Origin of the sequence: Halomonas sp. PBN3, from assembly GCF_000475415.1 — a bacterium.
Classification (GTDB): Bacteria; Pseudomonadota; Gammaproteobacteria; order Pseudomonadales; family Halomonadaceae; genus Halomonas; species Halomonas shengliensis.
Genome location: NZ_AXCA01000135.1, coordinates 1 through 15609, shown reverse-complemented (window position 1 = coordinate 15609; position 15609 = coordinate 1). Strand labels below are relative to the sequence as shown.

The 15609-nt window shown below is 70.4% G+C and carries 18 protein-coding genes and 1 pseudogene; 5 read left to right on the top strand and 14 right to left on the bottom strand.

The window, feature by feature from the left end; translation table 11 throughout:
• Window positions 1-198: 198 nt before the first annotated feature.
• Together Q673_RS24775 and Q673_RS24770 are read left to right on the top strand one after the other, a co-directional pair.
• A complete protein-coding gene (locus tag Q673_RS24775; protein WP_031217882.1) occupies window positions 199-576 on the top strand; it encodes a phasin family protein in 378 nt (125 codons plus the stop codon).
• A gap of 183 nt (window positions 577-759) precedes the next feature.
• Window positions 760-1305, top strand: coding sequence for a hypothetical protein (locus Q673_RS24770; protein WP_023005369.1), 546 nt, complete (start codon window positions 760-762; stop codon window positions 1303-1305).
• A 10-nt stretch (window positions 1306-1315) separates the two neighbouring features.
• Here Q673_RS24770 and hda read toward each other — a convergent pair whose 3' ends face one another.
• Window positions 1316-2017, bottom strand: a complete 702-nt coding sequence (hda, locus tag Q673_RS24765) for a DnaA regulatory inactivator Hda (RefSeq protein ID WP_023005368.1) — start codon at window positions 2015-2017, stop codon at window positions 1316-1318.
• A complete protein-coding gene (locus tag Q673_RS24760; protein ID WP_023005367.1) occupies window positions 2014-3108 on the bottom strand; it encodes an AI-2E family transporter in 1095 nt (364 codons plus the stop codon). The genes hda and Q673_RS24760 overlap by 4 nt, the downstream gene beginning before the upstream one ends.
• Window positions 3109-3234: 126 nt before the next feature.
• Here Q673_RS24760 and purM point away from each other — a divergent pair, with 126 nt between their 5' ends.
• Together purM and purN are read left to right on the top strand one after the other, a co-directional pair.
• Entirely contained in the window at window positions 3235-4296 is a 1062-nt protein-coding gene (purM, locus tag Q673_RS24755) for a phosphoribosylformylglycinamidine cyclo-ligase (RefSeq protein ID WP_023005366.1), read from the top strand.
• Complete coding sequence (gene purN, locus Q673_RS24750) at window positions 4293-5030, top strand: phosphoribosylglycinamide formyltransferase (RefSeq protein ID WP_023005365.1); 738 nt, start codon at window positions 4293-4295, stop codon at window positions 5028-5030. Before purM ends, purN begins: the two co-directional genes overlap by 4 nt.
• A 188-nt stretch (window positions 5031-5218) precedes the next feature.
• Here the strand turns inward: purN and dcd are convergent, their stop codons facing one another.
• The 3 genes from dcd to Q673_RS24735 form a co-directional block, all read right to left on the bottom strand.
• A complete protein-coding gene (gene dcd, locus Q673_RS24745) occupies window positions 5219-5785 on the bottom strand; it encodes a dCTP deaminase (protein WP_023005364.1) in 567 nt (188 codons plus the stop codon).
• An 85-nt stretch (window positions 5786-5870) separates the two neighbouring features.
• Window positions 5871-6869 (bottom strand): iron-sulfur cluster carrier protein ApbC, encoded by a 999-nt coding sequence (gene apbC, locus Q673_RS24740; RefSeq protein WP_268744277.1) that lies wholly within the window; start codon window positions 6867-6869, stop codon window positions 5871-5873.
• The gene (locus Q673_RS24735; protein WP_023005362.1) at window positions 6805-7986 is read right to left on the bottom strand and encodes a hypothetical protein; all 1182 of its coding nucleotides are present in this window, start codon (window positions 7984-7986) and stop codon (window positions 6805-6807) included. The genes apbC and Q673_RS24735 overlap by 65 nt, the downstream gene beginning before the upstream one ends.
• A gap of 194 nt (window positions 7987-8180) precedes the next feature.
• Between Q673_RS24735 and Q673_RS24730 the strand changes: the two genes are divergently transcribed.
• Complete coding sequence (locus Q673_RS24730) at window positions 8181-9110, top strand: YihY/virulence factor BrkB family protein (protein ID WP_023005361.1); 930 nt, start codon at window positions 8181-8183, stop codon at window positions 9108-9110.
• 1 nt (window position 9111) lies between these two features.
• Here Q673_RS24730 and Q673_RS24725 read toward each other — a convergent pair whose 3' ends face one another.
• The 9 genes and pseudogenes from Q673_RS24725 to Q673_RS24685 form a co-directional block, all read right to left on the bottom strand.
• Window positions 9112-10536: a phospholipase D family protein gene (locus Q673_RS24725; protein WP_023005360.1), complete on the bottom strand. Its 1425-nt coding sequence runs from the start codon at window positions 10534-10536 to the stop codon at window positions 9112-9114.
• A gap of 155 nt (window positions 10537-10691) precedes the next feature.
• Entirely contained in the window at window positions 10692-10925 is a 234-nt protein-coding gene (locus Q673_RS24720) for a hypothetical protein (protein ID WP_023005359.1), read from the bottom strand.
• 43 nt (window positions 10926-10968) lie between these two features.
• Window positions 10969-11607: an urease accessory protein UreG gene (ureG, locus tag Q673_RS24715; protein WP_023005358.1), complete on the bottom strand. Its 639-nt coding sequence runs from the start codon at window positions 11605-11607 to the stop codon at window positions 10969-10971.
• Window positions 11608-11648: 41 nt separating this feature from the next.
• Entirely contained in the window at window positions 11649-12344 is a 696-nt protein-coding gene (locus Q673_RS24710; RefSeq protein ID WP_052004194.1) for an urease accessory protein UreF, read from the bottom strand.
• Window positions 12334-12900, bottom strand: coding sequence for an urease accessory protein UreE (gene ureE, locus Q673_RS24705; RefSeq protein ID WP_023005356.1), 567 nt, complete (start codon window positions 12898-12900; stop codon window positions 12334-12336). The genes Q673_RS24710 and ureE overlap by 11 nt, the downstream gene beginning before the upstream one ends.
• 33 nt (window positions 12901-12933) lie before the next feature.
• Complete coding sequence (ureC, locus tag Q673_RS24700; RefSeq protein WP_023005355.1) at window positions 12934-14637, bottom strand: urease subunit alpha; 1704 nt, start codon at window positions 14635-14637, stop codon at window positions 12934-12936.
• Complete coding sequence (locus tag Q673_RS24695) at window positions 14634-14960, bottom strand: urease subunit beta (protein ID WP_023005354.1); 327 nt, start codon at window positions 14958-14960, stop codon at window positions 14634-14636. The genes ureC and Q673_RS24695 overlap by 4 nt, the downstream gene beginning before the upstream one ends.
• Before the next feature lie 9 nt (window positions 14961-14969).
• A complete protein-coding gene (locus Q673_RS24690; RefSeq protein ID WP_023005353.1) occupies window positions 14970-15272 on the bottom strand; it encodes an urease subunit gamma in 303 nt (100 codons plus the stop codon).
• 26 nt (window positions 15273-15298) lie between these two features.
• A pseudogene (locus Q673_RS24685) lies at window positions 15299-15609 on the bottom strand (urease accessory protein UreD); the annotation flags it as partial.

Genomic DNA, 15609 nt, shown 5'->3' with positions numbered 1-15609 from the left:
ATCCGACAAGCCCGCGGCCGGCTCGAGTGCAGCCGGCGAAGCAGGGCTAGCGCAGACAGATGCACCGCAGGCTAACGACGATGGTCCTGTCCGGCGATGGCGGATGTTGCACTGCACAAGAGGCTCTGCTATTGTGCAGTGCAACAGGGCGGCAGACGCCCTCCCAGACACTCAGTGAAACCCGGAGGTTTCCCCATGATGAACGCCTTCAACTTCGACACCAAGGCCTTCGACACCAAGCAGTTCGAGTCCATCTTCTTCGCCCCGGCCCGCGCCTATGCCAACCTGGCCGTGGACTACACCGAGAAGCTGGCCAACGCCCAGCTGGACGCCACCAAGGCCTACACCGACACCGGCCTGGCCCAGCTGCGCACCCTGATGAACGTCAAGGATGCCGAAGGCCTGCGCGCCTACATGGAAGGCCAGCAGAAGGTCGCCAAGGACCTGGCCGAGCGCCTGAAGGGCGACGCCGAGAAGGTCGTCTCCCTGCAGCAGGACTTCGTCCAGCAGAGCCAGAAGCTCACCGAGGACAACGTCAAGCAGGCCCAGGCGACTGCCACCAAGGCCGCCCAGTAAGCTTGACCCCAGGGCGCACCGGCGCCCTGCGCTCCCTCGAGAGCCCGAACCGCCGTCCCTCAGGGTCGGCGGTTTTCTTGTGGGTGACGTTTCGGGTGTCGGGCATGCCTTTCCCCCGGCGCTGCGCTACCCTTGGCGAGGCACAGGGCGCCTGCAGATCGACACCGGATAGGGAGGTCACCCATGAGACGCCATCTTCCCCTCGCACTGGCCGCGCTGGTCCTGGCCGGCTGCCAGGTCGTTCCCCCCGCCCCTACCGAGCGCATCGAGGTCATCGAGCGCGGCGAGACCCGGCGCAACGCCAGCCAGGCGCCGCGTGACGCCACGTCCGAAACCGCGCGCGTCACGCGAGAGGTTGCCTTTCCCGAGGCCGAATACGCCAGGCTCGAGAAACAGGGCACCGCGGTGGTCAGCGGACGCCTGACCCTGAGCGGCCGCCCCGTGGCCAACGCCGGGATCTCGGTGGCGCCGGTGACCCGCTACTCCGCGGAGGCCGCCGAGAAGGCCCTGGCCGGCATCGCCGTGGAACCCGCCGACCCGCGGGCGCGGGCCTACACCCACACCACGCGCACCGATGGCGGCGGTCACTTCCGCGTCACCGGCATCCCCGCCGGGGAGTTCTACGTCTCGGGCGCCGGGGCCGACCCGGTCACCGGCGCCCCCCGGGTGGTGATCCGCCAGATCTCGCTGGGCAACGGACAGCACAGGGAGGTCATACTCTCTCGCTGAAGCAGTCTGGCTACCAGCCCAGCGCCTGCTTGACGAAGGGAATGGTCAGCTTGCGCTGGGCGGAGAGCGAGGCGCGATCCAGGCGCGCCAGCAGGTCGAAGAGCGCGTCGAGCCGTCGTGGCCCGCGGTGCAGGATGTAGCGCGCCACCTCGTCGCCGAGCAGCATACCGCGCTCCCGGGCTCGCAGTTGCAGTGCCGCCAGGCGGCCGGCGTCGTCCAGCCCCTGAACATGGAAGGTCACCCCCCAGGTGAGCCGCGAGGCGAGGTCGGGAAGCCTCACCGGCAGCTGGCGCGGCGGCGCCTCGGCGGCCACCACCAGCCGCTTGCCGGCGTCGCGCAGGCGATTGAAGGCATGGAACAGCGCCTCCTCCCAGCGCGGCCGCCCCACCACCCGTTCCAGGTCATCGATGGCGACCAGGTCCAGGCGCTCGACCTCCTCGAGCATCAGCGGCGGAAAATGGCCGAGCTCCTCCAGCGGCAGGTAGAGGGCGCGCATGTCGCGATCCGAGGCCGCGTGGCAGGCCGCCTGCAACAGGTGGCTGCGCCCCACCCCGGGCGCCCCCCAGAGGTAGAGGAAGGGTTCGCCCTGGGGCTCGAGCTGCTCGGCCAGGCGGCCCACCAGGCTGGCGTTGGGGCCGGGATAGAAGTTGACGAAGGTGGCGTCGTCACGCAGGCCGACGCCCAACGGCAGCTGCGCGGGGGCGCGGCTCATGGGGACTCCTCGTCACGGATGGGGCGGGGTCGGTCAGGGCCCTGGCGTTCGTCGTACAGGGCACTGCTCTTGTAGCGATCGTTGAGTTCGCGCAAGAGTACCATGATCACCGCGGCCGCCGGCAGCGCCAGCAGCACGCCGGTGAAGCCGAACAGGTTGCCGCCGGCGAGCACCGCGAAGATCACCGCCACCGGGTGCAGGCCGATCTTGTCGCCGAGCAGCTTGGGCTGCAGCACCACGCTCTCCACCATCTGGCCGAAGCCGAACACGGCGGCCACGCCCAGCAGCATCCACCACTCCCCGCTCTGGAAGAAGGCCACCACCCCGGCCACGCTAATGCCGACGATCACACCCAGGTAGGGGACGATGCTGGCCAGGCCCGAGAGCAGGCCGATCAGCAGCCCGAAGCGCACGCCGAGCAGGGTCAGCCCGATGGCGTAGATGATACCCAGGCAGAGCATCACGATCAGCTGGCCACGCAGGAAGGCGGAGAGCACCTCGTCGCACTCCCCGGCCAGGCGGATGGCGGTCGCCTCGAGGCGCCGCGGCAGCCAGTCGCGCACCTTGGCGACGATGATGTCCCAGTCCAGCAGCAGGTAGAAGGTCACCACCGGGATCAGCGCCAGGTTGCCGATCCAGCCCACCAGCGCCAGGCCGGAGCGCGACACCTGGGAGAGCAGCGTGGCGGCGAAGGTACCGGTCTCCTTCCAGTTGTCCACCACCGCCTGGCGCAGGGCGTCGATATCGGTGGAGAGGTCCATGCCGGTCAGCGACTGCACCCGTGGCACCACCGTCTGCTGGAGCCAGTTGAGCACCGCCGGCAGCGACTCCACCAACTGGCCCAGCTGGCGGCCCAGCACCGGCACCACCAGCAGCAGCGCGACCACGATGAGCAGGGTCAGCAGCAGGAACACCAGCGCCACCGAGAGGCGCCGGGAGAGACCCAGCGCCTCCAGGCGATCGGCCAGGGGGTCGCCGAGGTAGGCCAGCACCGCACTGACGAAGAACGGCATCAGCACCGGCTCGATGCTGACCAGGAACCACAGCGCCAGCGCCGCCACGCCTACCGCCACCCACCACTGTCTGCGCATACTCACTCCCTTGTGACACGGCCGCCGACGGGCTGCCAGGCGTTCGCCGTGATGCTACAATCCTGGCCCCGACTTGCCTACCGCGCGGCGCCTCGCTGCTGCGCCGATCACCCGACAGGACTTCCGATGACCGACTCCTCTTCTCGCCCCTCGCTCAGCTACAAGGACGCCGGCGTCGATATCGATGCCGGCAATGCCCTGGTCGACCGCATCAAGGGCGTCGCCAAGCGCACCGCCCGCCCCGAGGTGATGGGCGGGCTGGGCGGCTTCGGTGCCCTGTGCGAACTCCCGGCGGGCTACCGCGAGCCGGTGCTGGTCTCCGGCACCGACGGCGTGGGCACCAAGCTGCGCCTGGCCATGGACCTGGGGCGCCACGACACCATCGGCATCGACCTGGTGGCGATGTGCGTCAACGACCTGGTGGTGGCCGGCGCCGAGCCGCTGCTGTTCCTCGATTACTATGCCACGGGCAGGCTCGACGTGGACATCGCCGCCGACGTGGTGGCCGGCATCGGCACCGGCTGCGAGCGCGCCGGCTGCGCCCTGGTGGGCGGCGAGACCGCCGAGATGCCGGGCATGTACGAGGGCAGCGACTACGACCTGGCCGGCTTCTGCGTCGGCGTGGTGGAGAAGTCCGAGATCCTCGACGGCAGCCGCGTCGCCGAGGGCGACGTGCTGCTGGGCATGGCCTCCACCGGACCGCACTCCAACGGCTACTCGCTGATCCGCAAGATCCTCGAGGTCTCCGGGGCCGCCCTGGACACCGACCTCGACGGCACGCCGCTGGCCGACGCCCTGATGGCGCCGACGCGCATCTACGTCAAGCCGCTGCTGTCGCTGCTTCGCGAGAGCGAGGTGCCGGTGCACGCCCTCTCCCATATCACCGGCGGCGGCCTCACCGAGAACCTGCCGCGGGTACTGCCCGAGGGGCTGGCGGCCCGGGTCGACGTCGCCGCCTGGCAGCGTCCGGCGGTCTTCGAGTGGCTGCGCGAGCAGGGCAACGTCGCCGAACAGGAGATGTACCGGGTGCTCAACTGCGGCATCGGCATGGTGGTGGTGGTGCCGGCGGAGAAGGCCGACCAGGCCCGGGCGCACCTCCAGGCCCAGGGCGAGGCGGTATACCGGATCGGCGAGATCGTGCGCGGCGAGTCACAGGAGCGGGTGATCCTGGAGAACCTGCCGGCATGAGCGACTACGCCAACGACGACACCCTCAACGACTTCACCCCGGAGGCGGCCGAGGCCCGCCGGGTGGTAGTGCTGATCTCCGGCAACGGCAGCAACCTGCAGGCGCTGATCGACGCCCAGGGCCACGACGAGCTGGGCGGCGAGATCGTCGCGGTGGTCTCCAACGAGCCGGAGGCCTACGGGCTGACCCGGGCGCGGGAGGCAGGCATCGACGCCGTGGTGCTGCCGCACCGCGAGTACGAGAACCGCGACGCCTATGACGGCGCCCTGATCAAGGTGATCGAACGCCATGAGCCGGACCTCGTGGTGCTGGCCGGCTTCATGCGCATCCTCACCCCGCGCTTCGTGCAGCGCTTCCTGGGCCGGCTGATCAACATCCACCCCTCGCTGCTGCCCGCCTACCAGGGGCTCGACACCCACGCCCGGGCACTGGCCGACGGCGTCGCCGAGCACGGCTGCAGCGTACACTTCGTCACCGAGGAGCTCGACGGCGGCCCGGTGCTCCTGCAGGCGGTGGTCGAGGTGGCCGAGGACGAGACGGAGGAGAGCCTCAAGCAGAAGGTCCACGCCCGCGAGCACCTGATCTACCCCATCGCGGTGAAGTGGTGCCTGGAGGGTCGCCTGCGGTTCTCCGGCGAGGGCGCCACCTTCGACGGCACCCCGCTGCCGCCCCAGGGGCTACGCATGTCCCATGCCGACGCCGCCGAGGAGCTGGACGAGGATCTCGAGAGGTAAGCGGCCAAGCGGCCAAGCGGCCAAGCGGCCAAGCGGCCAAGCGGCCAAGCGGCCAAGCGGCCAAGCGGCCAAGCGGCCCAAGTAGAAAGTACAAAGGCGCTTAACGCCACTGAAAAGCCCCGCAGGCCAGGCGCCGACGGGGCTTTCTTGTCACTTGCACCTTGTCACTGGAACCTGGCCGAAGGCCCTCAGGTGCGCGGCAGGGTCACACCGCGCTGTCCCATGTACTTGCCGCCACGATCCTTGTAGGAGGTCGCGCACACCTCGTCGGACTCCAGGAACAGCATCTGGGCCACGCCCTCGTTGGCGTAGATCTTGGCCGGCAGGTTGGTGGTGTTGGAGAACTCCAGGGTGACGTGCCCCTCCCACTCCGGCTCCAGCGGCGTCACGTTGACGATGATGCCGCAGCGCGCGTAGGTGGACTTGCCCAGGCAGATGGTGAGCACGCTGCGCGGGATGCGGAAGTACTCCACGGTGCGCGCCAGGGCGAAGGAGTTGGGGGGGATCACGCAGACATCGCCCTTGACGTCGACGAAGCTCTTCTCGTCGAAGGCCTTGGGGTCCACCACCGCCGAGTGGATGTTGGTGAACACCTTGAACTCGTCGGCGCAGCGCACGTCGTAGCCGTAGCTGGAGGTCCCGTAGGAGATCACCCGCCGCTCGTTCACGTAGCGCACCTGGTCGGCCTCGAAGGGCTCGATCATGCCTTCGTTCTCGGCCATGCGGCGGATCCAGCGGTCGGACTTGATGCTCATCGGAACTTCCTGGGGGTTGGGGTCAAGGGGAAAGAGGTCGGGGCCGCCATGATAGCGGCCCCGACCCCGGGCGTCATCCTGGCGCTCACTCCTTGCTGAAGGAGATGCTCGGCCCATCGTGCTCCTGCTGCTGCACCTGCTCGGCCACCTGGCGGGCCATGGCGCGGAAGGTGGCGGTCACCTCCCCTGCCGGCTCGGCCACCACCGTCGGGCGACCACCATCGACCTGCTCGCGGATGGCGAGCGCCAGCGGAAGGCGGCCCAGCACCCGGGTCTCGTACTCGGCGGCGATGCGCTCGCCGCCGCCCTCGCCGAAGATCGGCTCGGCGTGGCCGCAGGCCGAGCAGACATGCAGCGACATGTTCTCCACCACCCCCAGCACCGGCACGTTCACCTTGCGGAACATCTCGATGCCCTTGCGGGCGTCCAGCAGGGCGATGTCCTGGGGCGTGGTGACGATCACCGCGCCATCCACCGGGACCTTCTGGGCCAGGGTGAGCTGGATGTCGCCGGTGCCCGGCGGCATGTCGATGAACAGGTAGTCCAGGTCATCCCAGACGGTCTGAGTCAGCAGCTGCTGGAAGGCGCCGGCTACCATGGGCCCGCGCCACACCATGGGCTCGCGGATATCGACCATGAAGGCCATGGACATGGCCTGGATGCCATGGGCCTCGAGCGGGCGCATGCGGTTCTCGCCCGCCGCCTCGGGGCGCACGCCCTCGCCCACGCCGAGCATCTGCGCCTGGCTGGGCCCATGGATATCGGCATCCAGCACGCCGACCCGGTAACCCTCGGCGGCCATGGCCAGGGCCAGGTTGACGGTGACGGTGGACTTGCCGACCCCGCCCTTGCCGGATGCCACGGCGACGATATGCTTGACCCCTTCGATCACGTCCTGCTCCTTCGCTGATGGATGCGTGGGGCCAGTATACGCCTTCCCCGACGCCGACCGAACCACCCCACGCAAGACGGCGGGCCCGAGGGCCCGCCGCCGTGTTACCGCGCTTGTGGGGGTCGCCTCAGGCCTGCTCGTCTGCCGTCTCGGCGGCGGCTTCGCCCTCGGCGTCCTGGGATGCGGCGTCATCGCCACCCTGGGAGGCGCCACCGCCGTCGGCATCACCGGCCTCGGCATCGGCGCCGAGATCGGTCTCGGTACTCGATGCGGCGGCCTCGCCATCCGCGGTGCCGGTCGCCGCCGCGCCGGAGGTCTCACCGCCCACCTCCAGCGACTCGAGCTCGCTGCGCCAGGTGGCCAGCTGAGCCTCCAGGCGCTGCAGCTGGGACTCGCGCCGCTCGACCTCGCTCTCCACGCTGCCGAGCTCCTCGCGCCCGATGCTGATCGCCAGCTTGACGTCCTCGAGCTCCGAGCGCGCCTCGTCCACCGCCTGCTGGGCCTCGTCGCGCTCGCCGCGCAGCGACTCGAGCTGCTGGCCGAGCGCGTCGCGCTCCTTGGTGAGCGAGTCGAGCTCCGTGCGCAGCGCCTCCTGCTCCTGCTGGCTCGCCTGGACCTCCTCCTGCAGGCTCGCCTGGCGCTGGCTGGCCTCGTCGATCTCGGCCTGGAGGGCTTCGAGGTCGGCCTCGGCCTGCTGACGCGCCTCTTCGGCGGCCTGGCGCTCCTCCACCGCGGCCTGACGCGCCTGCTCCGCCTCCTGGCGCTGCGCCTCGGCATCCTGGCGGGCGGCCTCGGCCGACTCGCGGGCGGACTCGGCGTCGGCGAGGGCCTGCTCGACGCTCTCGCGCTCCTGGCCAAGCTCGGCCAGGCTGGCCTCGAGCTCGGCCTTCTGCGCCTCGAGGCTGGCAACCTCGGCCTCCAGCGCCTCACGGGAGGCGGTGAGCTCCTCCAGGCGGCCCTCGGCGGCGGCGATGTCGGCCTCGATCGCCTCGAGGCGGCCGCCGGCCTCGGCCTCGCGCGCCTCCAGGTCGGCCTGCAGGGTATCGCGGCGCTGCTCCAGCTCGGCGATGCGCGCCTCCAGGTCGGAGATCTCGTCGCCGGCCTGCTCGAAGGCCTCGAGCTGGGTGGCCAGGTCCTGGTTGCGCGACTCCAGCACGGCCATCTCGGCCTCCAGCGCCTCACGGGCCTCCTTGTGGCTACCGGCGCTGGACTGGGCGATGATCGCCCACACCACGCCCACGGCCGCCACGGCGGCCAGGCCGCGGACGCGGTTGTCCTTGAAGGGGGAAGGTTGCGACGACTCTGACATGGGATGCCTCCTCTGTGAGCCTGCGGGCTGCCACGCCGGACGGGCGTGACAGGACGCGTTTCAGCATACAGAGTGGCCCGTGGACAGGAAAGCGACCCCCTATCCCCCCTTGGTCGCGGTCGCGGCGGCAGGATTGGCGGCGCCCCCCGTGAAGCCCGTAAGCTAGGACCATCGCCAACCGGACGGCCGCCGCCATGTCGCCACCCCTCCCCGCGTCGCGCTCCTTTCCCCTCACCCTGGTGGGGCGGATCGGCCGCTTCCTGTGGCGGGTGCTCGCCGCCTTCCTGCGCAACCGCGGCATCCTGCTGGCCGGTGGCGTGGGCTACAACATCCTGCTCTCCATCGTGCCGCTGTTCGCCCTGCTGGTGGTGCTGCTGGCCGGGGTGGTCGACGAGGCCCACCTGCTGGAGGTGCTCTCGGTCCAGGCCCGCCACCTGGCGCCGGCCCACGCCGAGGTGCTGCTGGAGGCGGTGCGCACTCTGCTCGACTCCCGGGAGGTGATCGGGCTCTTCGGCTTCCCGGTGCTGCTGCTGTTCAGTTCCTTCGCATTCCGCATGCTGGAGGACGCCCTGGCGATCATCTTCCACGCCCCGGATGCCCCCCACCAGGGGCGCAGCCTGTGGGTCTCGGTGCTGCTGCCCTACGCCTTCATGCTGGTGCTGGGCGCGGGCTTGTTGGCACTGACCCTGCTGGTCAGCCTGGTCAGCGGGCTCAATGCCCTGACGCTGGCCCTCACCGGCCGCGACCTGCCCCTGGCGGGGCTCTCCGAGCCGCTGCTCAACCTCACCAGCTTCGTCGGTGTCTTCCTGCTTTTCAGCGCCATCTACAAGGTGCTGCCGGTGGTACGGGTCGCGCTGCGCCGGGCCATCGTCGGCGGCCTGGTGGCGGCGCTGCTGTGGGAGGGGGTGCGCCTGCTGCTGGTCTACTACTTCGCCAACCTCTCCTTCGTCAACGCCGTCTACGGCTCCCTGGCAGCCCTGATCGTGGTGCTGCTGAGCCTGGAGGTGGGCGCCATCATCCTGCTGCTGGGCGCCCAGGTGATCGCCGAGCTGGAGCGCAACGCCCGGCTCGGCCTGCCCTGGCACCTCGACCCGCGGCGCCAGGCCGTGACCCATGTCGACTGAGTCAGAAGGTCGACAGCCCCGTCGCCTCCATCAGCCGGTAGCGCCAGCGCTGCCACAGCGAGGCCTCGTCGAAGGCCGCGAAGGGCTCGCTGGTGGTGCGCTCGGGCGTGCTCGTCCAGCGCGACTCGAAGAAGCGCGCGGCCTCGCGCAGCGCCGGCAGGGTTACCGGCCCCGCCAGGCGCACGCTGGTCTCCAGGTTGAGGTCGTCGAGGTTACGCCGGGTGAAGTTGGCCGAGCCGAGGATCAGCTCCGCGTCGCCGCCGTCGGCCGGGCGGCGCAGCAGCAGCTTGCTGTGGCACTGCTCGCCCTTCGTCACGCACCAGCGCACCTCGAGGCCGGCCTCGACCAGCTCCCGTGCCACCGGGCGATTGGGGATGCCGCCCTTCTCGATGCCGAAGGCGTCGCGGTTGGGGTCGAGCAGCACCCGAACCTGCACCCCGCGAGCGGCGGCGCGCTTGAGCGCCGTGATCACCCCGCGATGGGCGAGGTAGAAGACCGCCAGGTCCAGGCGCTCCCCCGCCGAGGCGGCCTCGATGGCACGGATCAAGGCGTCGCGAATCGCCCCCTCGGTGAGCAGCTGCAGGCGGCCGCCCTCCGCGGCCGCCGCCGAGGCGGGCGCCTCGGGGCCGGGCAGCGCCACACCGGACCAGGCCGCCACCGGCCGCTCGCTGGCCAGCAGGTCAAGCGCCGCCGCGCCTTCAAAGCGCAGCGCCACGTTGCCGTGGCGGCTGCTGGCGTCATGGGGGTTGGCGGAGGTCACCAGGCCCGCCCAGCCGTCGCCCTCATCCACCACCAGGGTCTTGCGGTGGTTGGCAGTGAAGTTGAGCAGCGCCAGGTAGCTGCGCAGGGGGACCCGCCCCGGCCCCAGGGCGTTGGGCAGCCAGCCGCCGTCGGGGTCGTTGCCGAGCCAGCGCGGCCCCAGGTGCCAGAGCCCCGACCACAGCGGGTTGGAGGCGCGCAGGCGGGTCAGGTCGGTCTCCACCACCGTGATGCCTGCCTCGCGCAGGCGGACGAAGTGGTCGAGCGCAAGGCCCCCGTAGAGGGTGTTGAGGGGGTCGCTGATCACCACCGCCTCGAGCCCGGGGTGGCGGCGCTTCTGCGCGACCAGGGCCGCGGTCAGCTCCTCGGAGAGCGGGCGGAAGCCGTCGCCCTCGGCGCTGCCGGCGAAGTCGTTGTAGAGGAACATGTCCGCCACCACCAGGCGTCGCGCCTGGCCGATCATGGCGAGCACCTCGTCGAAGATCGCCTGCTGCTGGTGGCGCTTCCCCTCGGCGTCGTACCAGGTCTGGTCGGCCAGGAAGCGCGCCTCCACCACGGGACGCTCGGGGAAGGCCACGCCGATGCCCTCGGGCAGCGGCTTGAGGCGCTGCCAGGCCCCCATGGCCACCCAGGCCAGCAGCAGCAGCGTCACGATCCATGGCCACATACGTCGCCTCCCCTGCCCGTTTCGTCCCATGCGGCTCCACTCCCTGCCGTGAACGGTCGCCGTGATGCGTGGCGATGAAGGGCCAGCATAGCGCCTGGCGAGGCGAGACGCAGCGCGCCCGGCCGAGGCCGGGCGCGAGAGGGTCTGCCAGGACGCTAGCCGCGCGATCGCAACAGGCGCCGGCGGCGCAGGAGCCGGCGCACCGTGACGACGGTCGCCGCCGTTCCCAGCATCAGGATGGCGATGAGCGCCAGCAGCGAGGGGCTGCCGGTATGAGCATGCACCGCGGGGGCATCGTGGCCGGAGTGGGCCAGCGCGGGGGCGGTGGCGCCCACGGCGAGCGCCCCGGGGACGAGAAGGCGAAGCGAACGGATGAGACGAAGGGACATCGTGAGGCTCCTGATTGGTCGTGGAAGGGTGGCGAGCGCTGCCTCAGGACGAGACAGCGCTCGCCTGTGGCCGCCGCTCCGGCAGCATGCCGCGTTCGAGGATGAACGCGATGATGGTCTCGAGACCGACGCCGTCGTAGAGGTTGGTGAACACGAAGGGTCGCTCGCCGCGCATCGTGCGGGAATCACGCTCCATCACCTCCAGCGAGGCGTGGACCTGCTCGGCGATATCGATCTTGTTGATGATCAGCAGGTCCGACTTGGTGATCCCCGGCCCGCCCTTGCGGGGGATCTTGTCGCCGGCGGAGACGTCGATCACGTAGAGGGTCAGGTCCGAGAGCTCGGGGCTGAAGGTGGCCGAGAGGTTATCGCCGCCGGACTCCACCAGCACCAGCTCGAGGCCCGGGTGGCGCGCCTGTAGCTCGTCGATGGCGGCGAGGTTCATGGAGGCGTCCTCGCGAATGGCGGTATGGGGGCAGCCGCCGGTCTCCACACCGAGGATGCGATCCGCGGCGAGCGCCTCGTGGCGCAGCAAGAAGTCGGCGTCCTCGCGGGTGTAGATGTCGTTGGTGACCACGGCGATATCGTAGTGGTCGCGCAGGGCCAGGCAGAGCTGCTTGAGCAGCGCCGTCTTGCCGGAGCCCACCGGGCCGCCGACGCCAACGCGTAAACAATGGGTCATGGTCGTCTCTCCTGGTTGTGCATCGTCAGCTTCTGATCACATCAGCTTCTGAACAGTCGCGAATACTGGGTCTCGTGCAGGGCGCTGGCCAGCGCCAGGCCTGGCAGCGCCGGGCCGAGGGCGTCGTCATCGAGAGTGAGCGCCTCATCCACCGCGGCGACCAGCGCCGGGCGCAGCCGCTCGACGAGGCGCTGGGCGGCGGTGTGGCCCAGGGGCAGCGCCTTGCAGGCGACGGCCAGCTGGTTCTCCAGCCAGGCCCAGGCGAAGCCGAGCAGCGCCTGGCGTACCGGAATGCCGCGCACCCGGGCCGCCCAGGCGAACAGCGTGACGTAGCCGGCCCCCGCCGGCACCGCCGGCCCGTCGCCGGGAAGGTCCCGCGGTAGCAGCGCAAGGCTTTCCAGCAGGCGAGCAAGCGCAGCGCCCAGGCGTGCATCCTCGGCGGCGAGCTCCGCGGTCTCGCGGTTGGCGGCGAGCCAGGCGTCCCACTCCCCGACCGCCGCGCCGTCACCCTCCGACCAGGCGGCATGCAGGCGGGCCAGCGCCGGCAGTTCGCAGCGGGTCAGGCCATCCGCCAGCACGCCTTCCAGCCAGTCGCCGAGGCTCGCCTCGTCGGTCACCCAGCCCAGCTCGAAGGCGCTCTCCAGCCCCTGGGAGAAGGCGAAGGCGCCGATGGGGAGCGCGGGGCTGACCAGCTGCAGCAGCCCCAGCAGGGCCAGGTCGTCGGGGTCAGTGCTCATGCGCGTTGCCATGGCCATGCGCCTGTCGGTGATCGGGGTCATGCGAGGGACCATGGGCATGCCCGTGGGAGTGGACGTGGGAATGATCGTGGGAATGACCGTGGCCATGACCGCCCGCCTGCCGGTAGGCACCAGGCTCCGGGTCGAAGGGGGCCTGGTGGCGCTCCAGCCGTGCGCCGAGCCGTTCGGCCAGCGCCTCCAGCACATGGTCCGGCGGGAAGCGCACGAACCCGCCCTCCTCGTCCTCGCCCAGCGCCAGCTGCACGTGGCGGTTGCCCAGGTGGTAGGCGAGGCGCGCCAGGGGCAGCCCGAGGGCGATGCGGGCGGTGACCACCGGCTCCGCGGCGGCACGGATGCGCACCACCTCGCCGCTCTCGGCGCGCAGCCCCTCGCCGTCACGCAGCACCGGGCCGCGGTCGAGGAACAGACCCAGGTCGCGGCCGGCGTCGCTCGTCGCCCTGAGGCGACCCAGCATGCGCCGCTCGAAGGGCAGGGTCAGGGTGTCGATGGCCCGGTCGGCCGCGATGGGGCCCAGGCGTTTGGTCAGTTTCAGCATTGGCACCGTCTCCAGGAGGTTGTCGCCCACGACTCAGAACAGGTGGTAGCGCTGGGCCAGGGGCAGCTCGGTGGCGGGCTCGCAGGTCAGAAGCTCCCCGTCGCAGCGCACCTCGTAGGTCTGGGGGTCGACGCTAAGCTCGGGGCAGGCGTCGTTGAGCTTCATGTCGCCCTTCCTCACCCCGCGCACGTTGCAACAGGCAGCAAGCTCGCTGGCGAGCCCCAGCCGCTCGCGAATGCCCGCCGCCAGCGCCGCCTGGCTGACGAAGGTCAGGCGGGTCTGGCTGACGGCGCGCCCGAAGGCGCCGAACATGGGCCGGTAGTGCACCGGCTGGGGCGTGGGGATCGAGGCGTTGGGGTCGCCCATGGGCGCGGCGGCGATCATCCCGCCCTTGAGGATCAGCGCCGGCTTGGTGCCGAAGAAGGCCGGCTTCCAGAGCACCAGATCGGCGAGCTTGCCCACCTCGATGGAGCCCACCTCGTGGCCGATGCCGTGGGTGATGGCGGGGTTGATGGTGACCTTGGCGATGTAGCGCTTGGCCCGGTGGTTGTCGGCGCCGAGCGCCTCGTCCTCGGGCAAGAGGCCCCGCTGCACCTTCATCTTGTGGGCGGTCTGCCAGGTGCGGCAGATCACCTCGCCGACGCGGCCCATGGCCTGGGAGTCCGAGGCGATCATCGAGATCACGCCGAGGTCCTGGAGGATGTCCTCGGCGGCGATGGTCTCGCGGCGGATCCGCGAGTCGGCGAAGGCCACGTCCTCGGGGATGTTGGGATCCAGGTGGTGGCACACCATCAGCATGTCCAGGTGCTCGTCGATGGTGTTGACGGTGTAGGGGCGCGTGGGGTTGGTGGAGGACGGCAGCACATAGGGCTTCGCGCAGGCGGTGAGGATATCCGGCGCATGGCCGCCCCCGGCGCCCTCGGTGTGGTAGGTGTGAATGCAGCGCTCCTTGAAGGCGGCCAGAGTGTCCTCCACGAAACCCGACTCGTTCAGGGTGTCGGTATGGATGGCGATCTGCACATCAAAGCGCTCCGCCACAGCGAGGCAGTTGTCGATGGACGCCGGGGTGGTGCCCCAGTCCTCGTGGAGCTTGAGGCCCATGGCGCCGGCCTCGAGCTGGGCCTCGAGCGCCTCGGGCAGGCTGGCGTTGCCCTTGCCGAGGAACCCGATGTTCATCGGCAGGTCGTCCACCGCCTGGAGCATCTTGCCCAGGTGCCAGGCCCCCGGGGTGCAGGTGGTGGCGTTGCTGCCAGTGGCCGGCCCGGTGCCGCCGCCCAGCATGGTGGTGATGCCGCTCATCAGCGCCTCCTCTACCTGCTGGGGACAGATGAAGTGGATATGCGCATCGATGCCGCCGGCGGTCAGGATCCTGCCCTCGCCGGCGATGATCTCGGTGCCGGGGCCGATGACGATCTCCACGCCGGGCTGGGTGTCGGGGTTGCCCGCCTTGCCGATGGCGGCGATCCGTCCGGCCCGGATGCCCACGTCCGCCTTGACGATGCCCCACCAGTCGAGGATCAGGGCGTTGGTGATCACGGTGTCCATCACGCCGTCGTCATGGCGCTGGCTCTGGCCCATGCCATCGCGGATCACCTTGCCGCCGCCGAACTTCACCTCCTCGCCGTAGCGGGTGGCGTCGCGCTCCACCTCGATCCATAGCTCGGTGTCGCCGAGGCGCACCCGGTCGCCCGTCGTGGGGCCGTACATATCGGCATAGGCCTGGCGTGAAATCTTCATGTCCCTGCTCCTTTGCCATCCAGCGCACCCATCACCTCGCCCCGGAAGCCATAGATGTGCCGACGCCCGACATAGGGGATCAGCGTCACCTCGCGGGTCTGGCCCGGCTCGAAGCGGATCGCGGTGCCGGCGGCCACGTCGAGGCGATGGCCAAGCGCCTTGACGCGGTCGAAGGTGAGCGCCGGGTTGGCCTCGGCGAAGTGGTAGTGGGAGCCGACCTGGATGGGACGGTCGCCGGTATTGGCGACCTCGAGCGTGATCCGTTCACGTCCCTCGCAGAGCGCGATCTCGCCCTCCTGCAAGTGATACTCACCGGGAATCATGGGACTCTCCTAGACGATGGGGGTGTGGACAGTGACTAGCTTGGTGCCATCGGGAAAGGTGGCCTCCACCTGCACCTCCTCGACCATCTCGGCCACGCCCTCCATGACGTCATCCCGGGACAGGATCTCGCGGCCGAGGCTCATCAGGTCGGCGACCCTACGACCGTCCCGGGCGCCTTCGAGGATCTCGAAGCTGATCAGGGCGACCGCCTCGGGGTAGTTGAGCTTCAGGCCCCGAGCGCGACGGCGCTCGGCCAGCTGGGCCGCCGCGAAGAGCAGCAGCTTGTCCTTGTCTCTGGGGGTCAGTTCCATGTCGGGTCTCCGCGGGTAGTGGGGGTTCAGGTACGCCAGATGCGCGGCGGATGCGCCTCGCGACCCAGCAGGCGGGGGCGCAGCAGCCGCCAGGCGGCCTCGCAGAGCGCCCAGGCCTCGCGACACTCCTGGCCCAGGTAGCGCAGCAGCAGCACCCCATGGCGCACGGTGACCGCCCAGCGGGGCGAGGCGCCAAGCCCCTCGCGCAGGGCCTCGACGGCCCCGGCCTCATCATCGAGGCCCACCGCCCACAGAGTGGCCTGGACGCTGGCGCCGCCCTGCCCCCAGCGTCCATGGAAACGCGGGTGGGCCGGGTCCAGCGGCTGGCGCTCGAGCC

What these genes read in the sequence shown, in the direction of transcription:
- Q673_RS24690 (WP_023005353.1), bottom strand. Translation starts at nt 15,272, where the DNA reads ATGGAACTGACCCCCAGAGACAAGGACAAGCTGCTGCTCTTCGCGGCG.
- Q673_RS24775 (WP_031217882.1), top strand. Translation starts at nt 199, where the DNA reads ATGAACGCCTTCAACTTCGACACCAAGGCCTTCGACACCAAGCAGTTC.
- Q673_RS24710 (WP_052004194.1), bottom strand. Translation starts at nt 12,344, where the DNA reads ATGAGCACTGACCCCGACGACCTGGCCCTGCTGGGGCTGCTGCAGCTG.
- ureE (WP_023005356.1), bottom strand. Translation starts at nt 12,900, where the DNA reads ATGCTGAAACTGACCAAACGCCTGGGCCCCATCGCGGCCGACCGGGCC.
- Q673_RS24770 (WP_023005369.1), top strand. Translation starts at nt 760, where the DNA reads ATGAGACGCCATCTTCCCCTCGCACTGGCCGCGCTGGTCCTGGCCGGC.
- Q673_RS24725 (WP_023005360.1), bottom strand. Translation starts at nt 10,536, where the DNA reads ATGTGGCCATGGATCGTGACGCTGCTGCTGCTGGCCTGGGTGGCCATG.
- Q673_RS24720 (WP_023005359.1), bottom strand. Translation starts at nt 10,925, where the DNA reads ATGTCCCTTCGTCTCATCCGTTCGCTTCGCCTTCTCGTCCCCGGGGCG.
- purM (WP_023005366.1), top strand. Translation starts at nt 3,235, where the DNA reads ATGACCGACTCCTCTTCTCGCCCCTCGCTCAGCTACAAGGACGCCGGC.
- Q673_RS24735 (WP_023005362.1), bottom strand. Translation starts at nt 7,986, where the DNA reads ATGTCAGAGTCGTCGCAACCTTCCCCCTTCAAGGACAACCGCGTCCGC.
- Q673_RS24695 (WP_023005354.1), bottom strand. Translation starts at nt 14,960, where the DNA reads ATGATTCCCGGTGAGTATCACTTGCAGGAGGGCGAGATCGCGCTCTGC.
- hda (WP_023005368.1), bottom strand. Translation starts at nt 2,017, where the DNA reads ATGAGCCGCGCCCCCGCGCAGCTGCCGTTGGGCGTCGGCCTGCGTGAC.
- Q673_RS24730 (WP_023005361.1), top strand. Translation starts at nt 8,181, where the DNA reads ATGTCGCCACCCCTCCCCGCGTCGCGCTCCTTTCCCCTCACCCTGGTG.
- Q673_RS24760 (WP_023005367.1), bottom strand. Translation starts at nt 3,108, where the DNA reads ATGCGCAGACAGTGGTGGGTGGCGGTAGGCGTGGCGGCGCTGGCGCTG.
- ureG (WP_023005358.1), bottom strand. Translation starts at nt 11,607, where the DNA reads ATGACCCATTGTTTACGCGTTGGCGTCGGCGGCCCGGTGGGCTCCGGC.
- ureC (WP_023005355.1), bottom strand. Translation starts at nt 14,637, where the DNA reads ATGAAGATTTCACGCCAGGCCTATGCCGATATGTACGGCCCCACGACG.
- apbC (WP_268744277.1), bottom strand. Translation starts at nt 6,869, where the DNA reads ATGACGCCGCATCCCAGGACGCCGAGGGCGAAGCCGCCGCCGAGACGG.
- purN (WP_023005365.1), top strand. Translation starts at nt 4,293, where the DNA reads ATGAGCGACTACGCCAACGACGACACCCTCAACGACTTCACCCCGGAG.
- dcd (WP_023005364.1), bottom strand. Translation starts at nt 5,785, where the DNA reads ATGAGCATCAAGTCCGACCGCTGGATCCGCCGCATGGCCGAGAACGAA.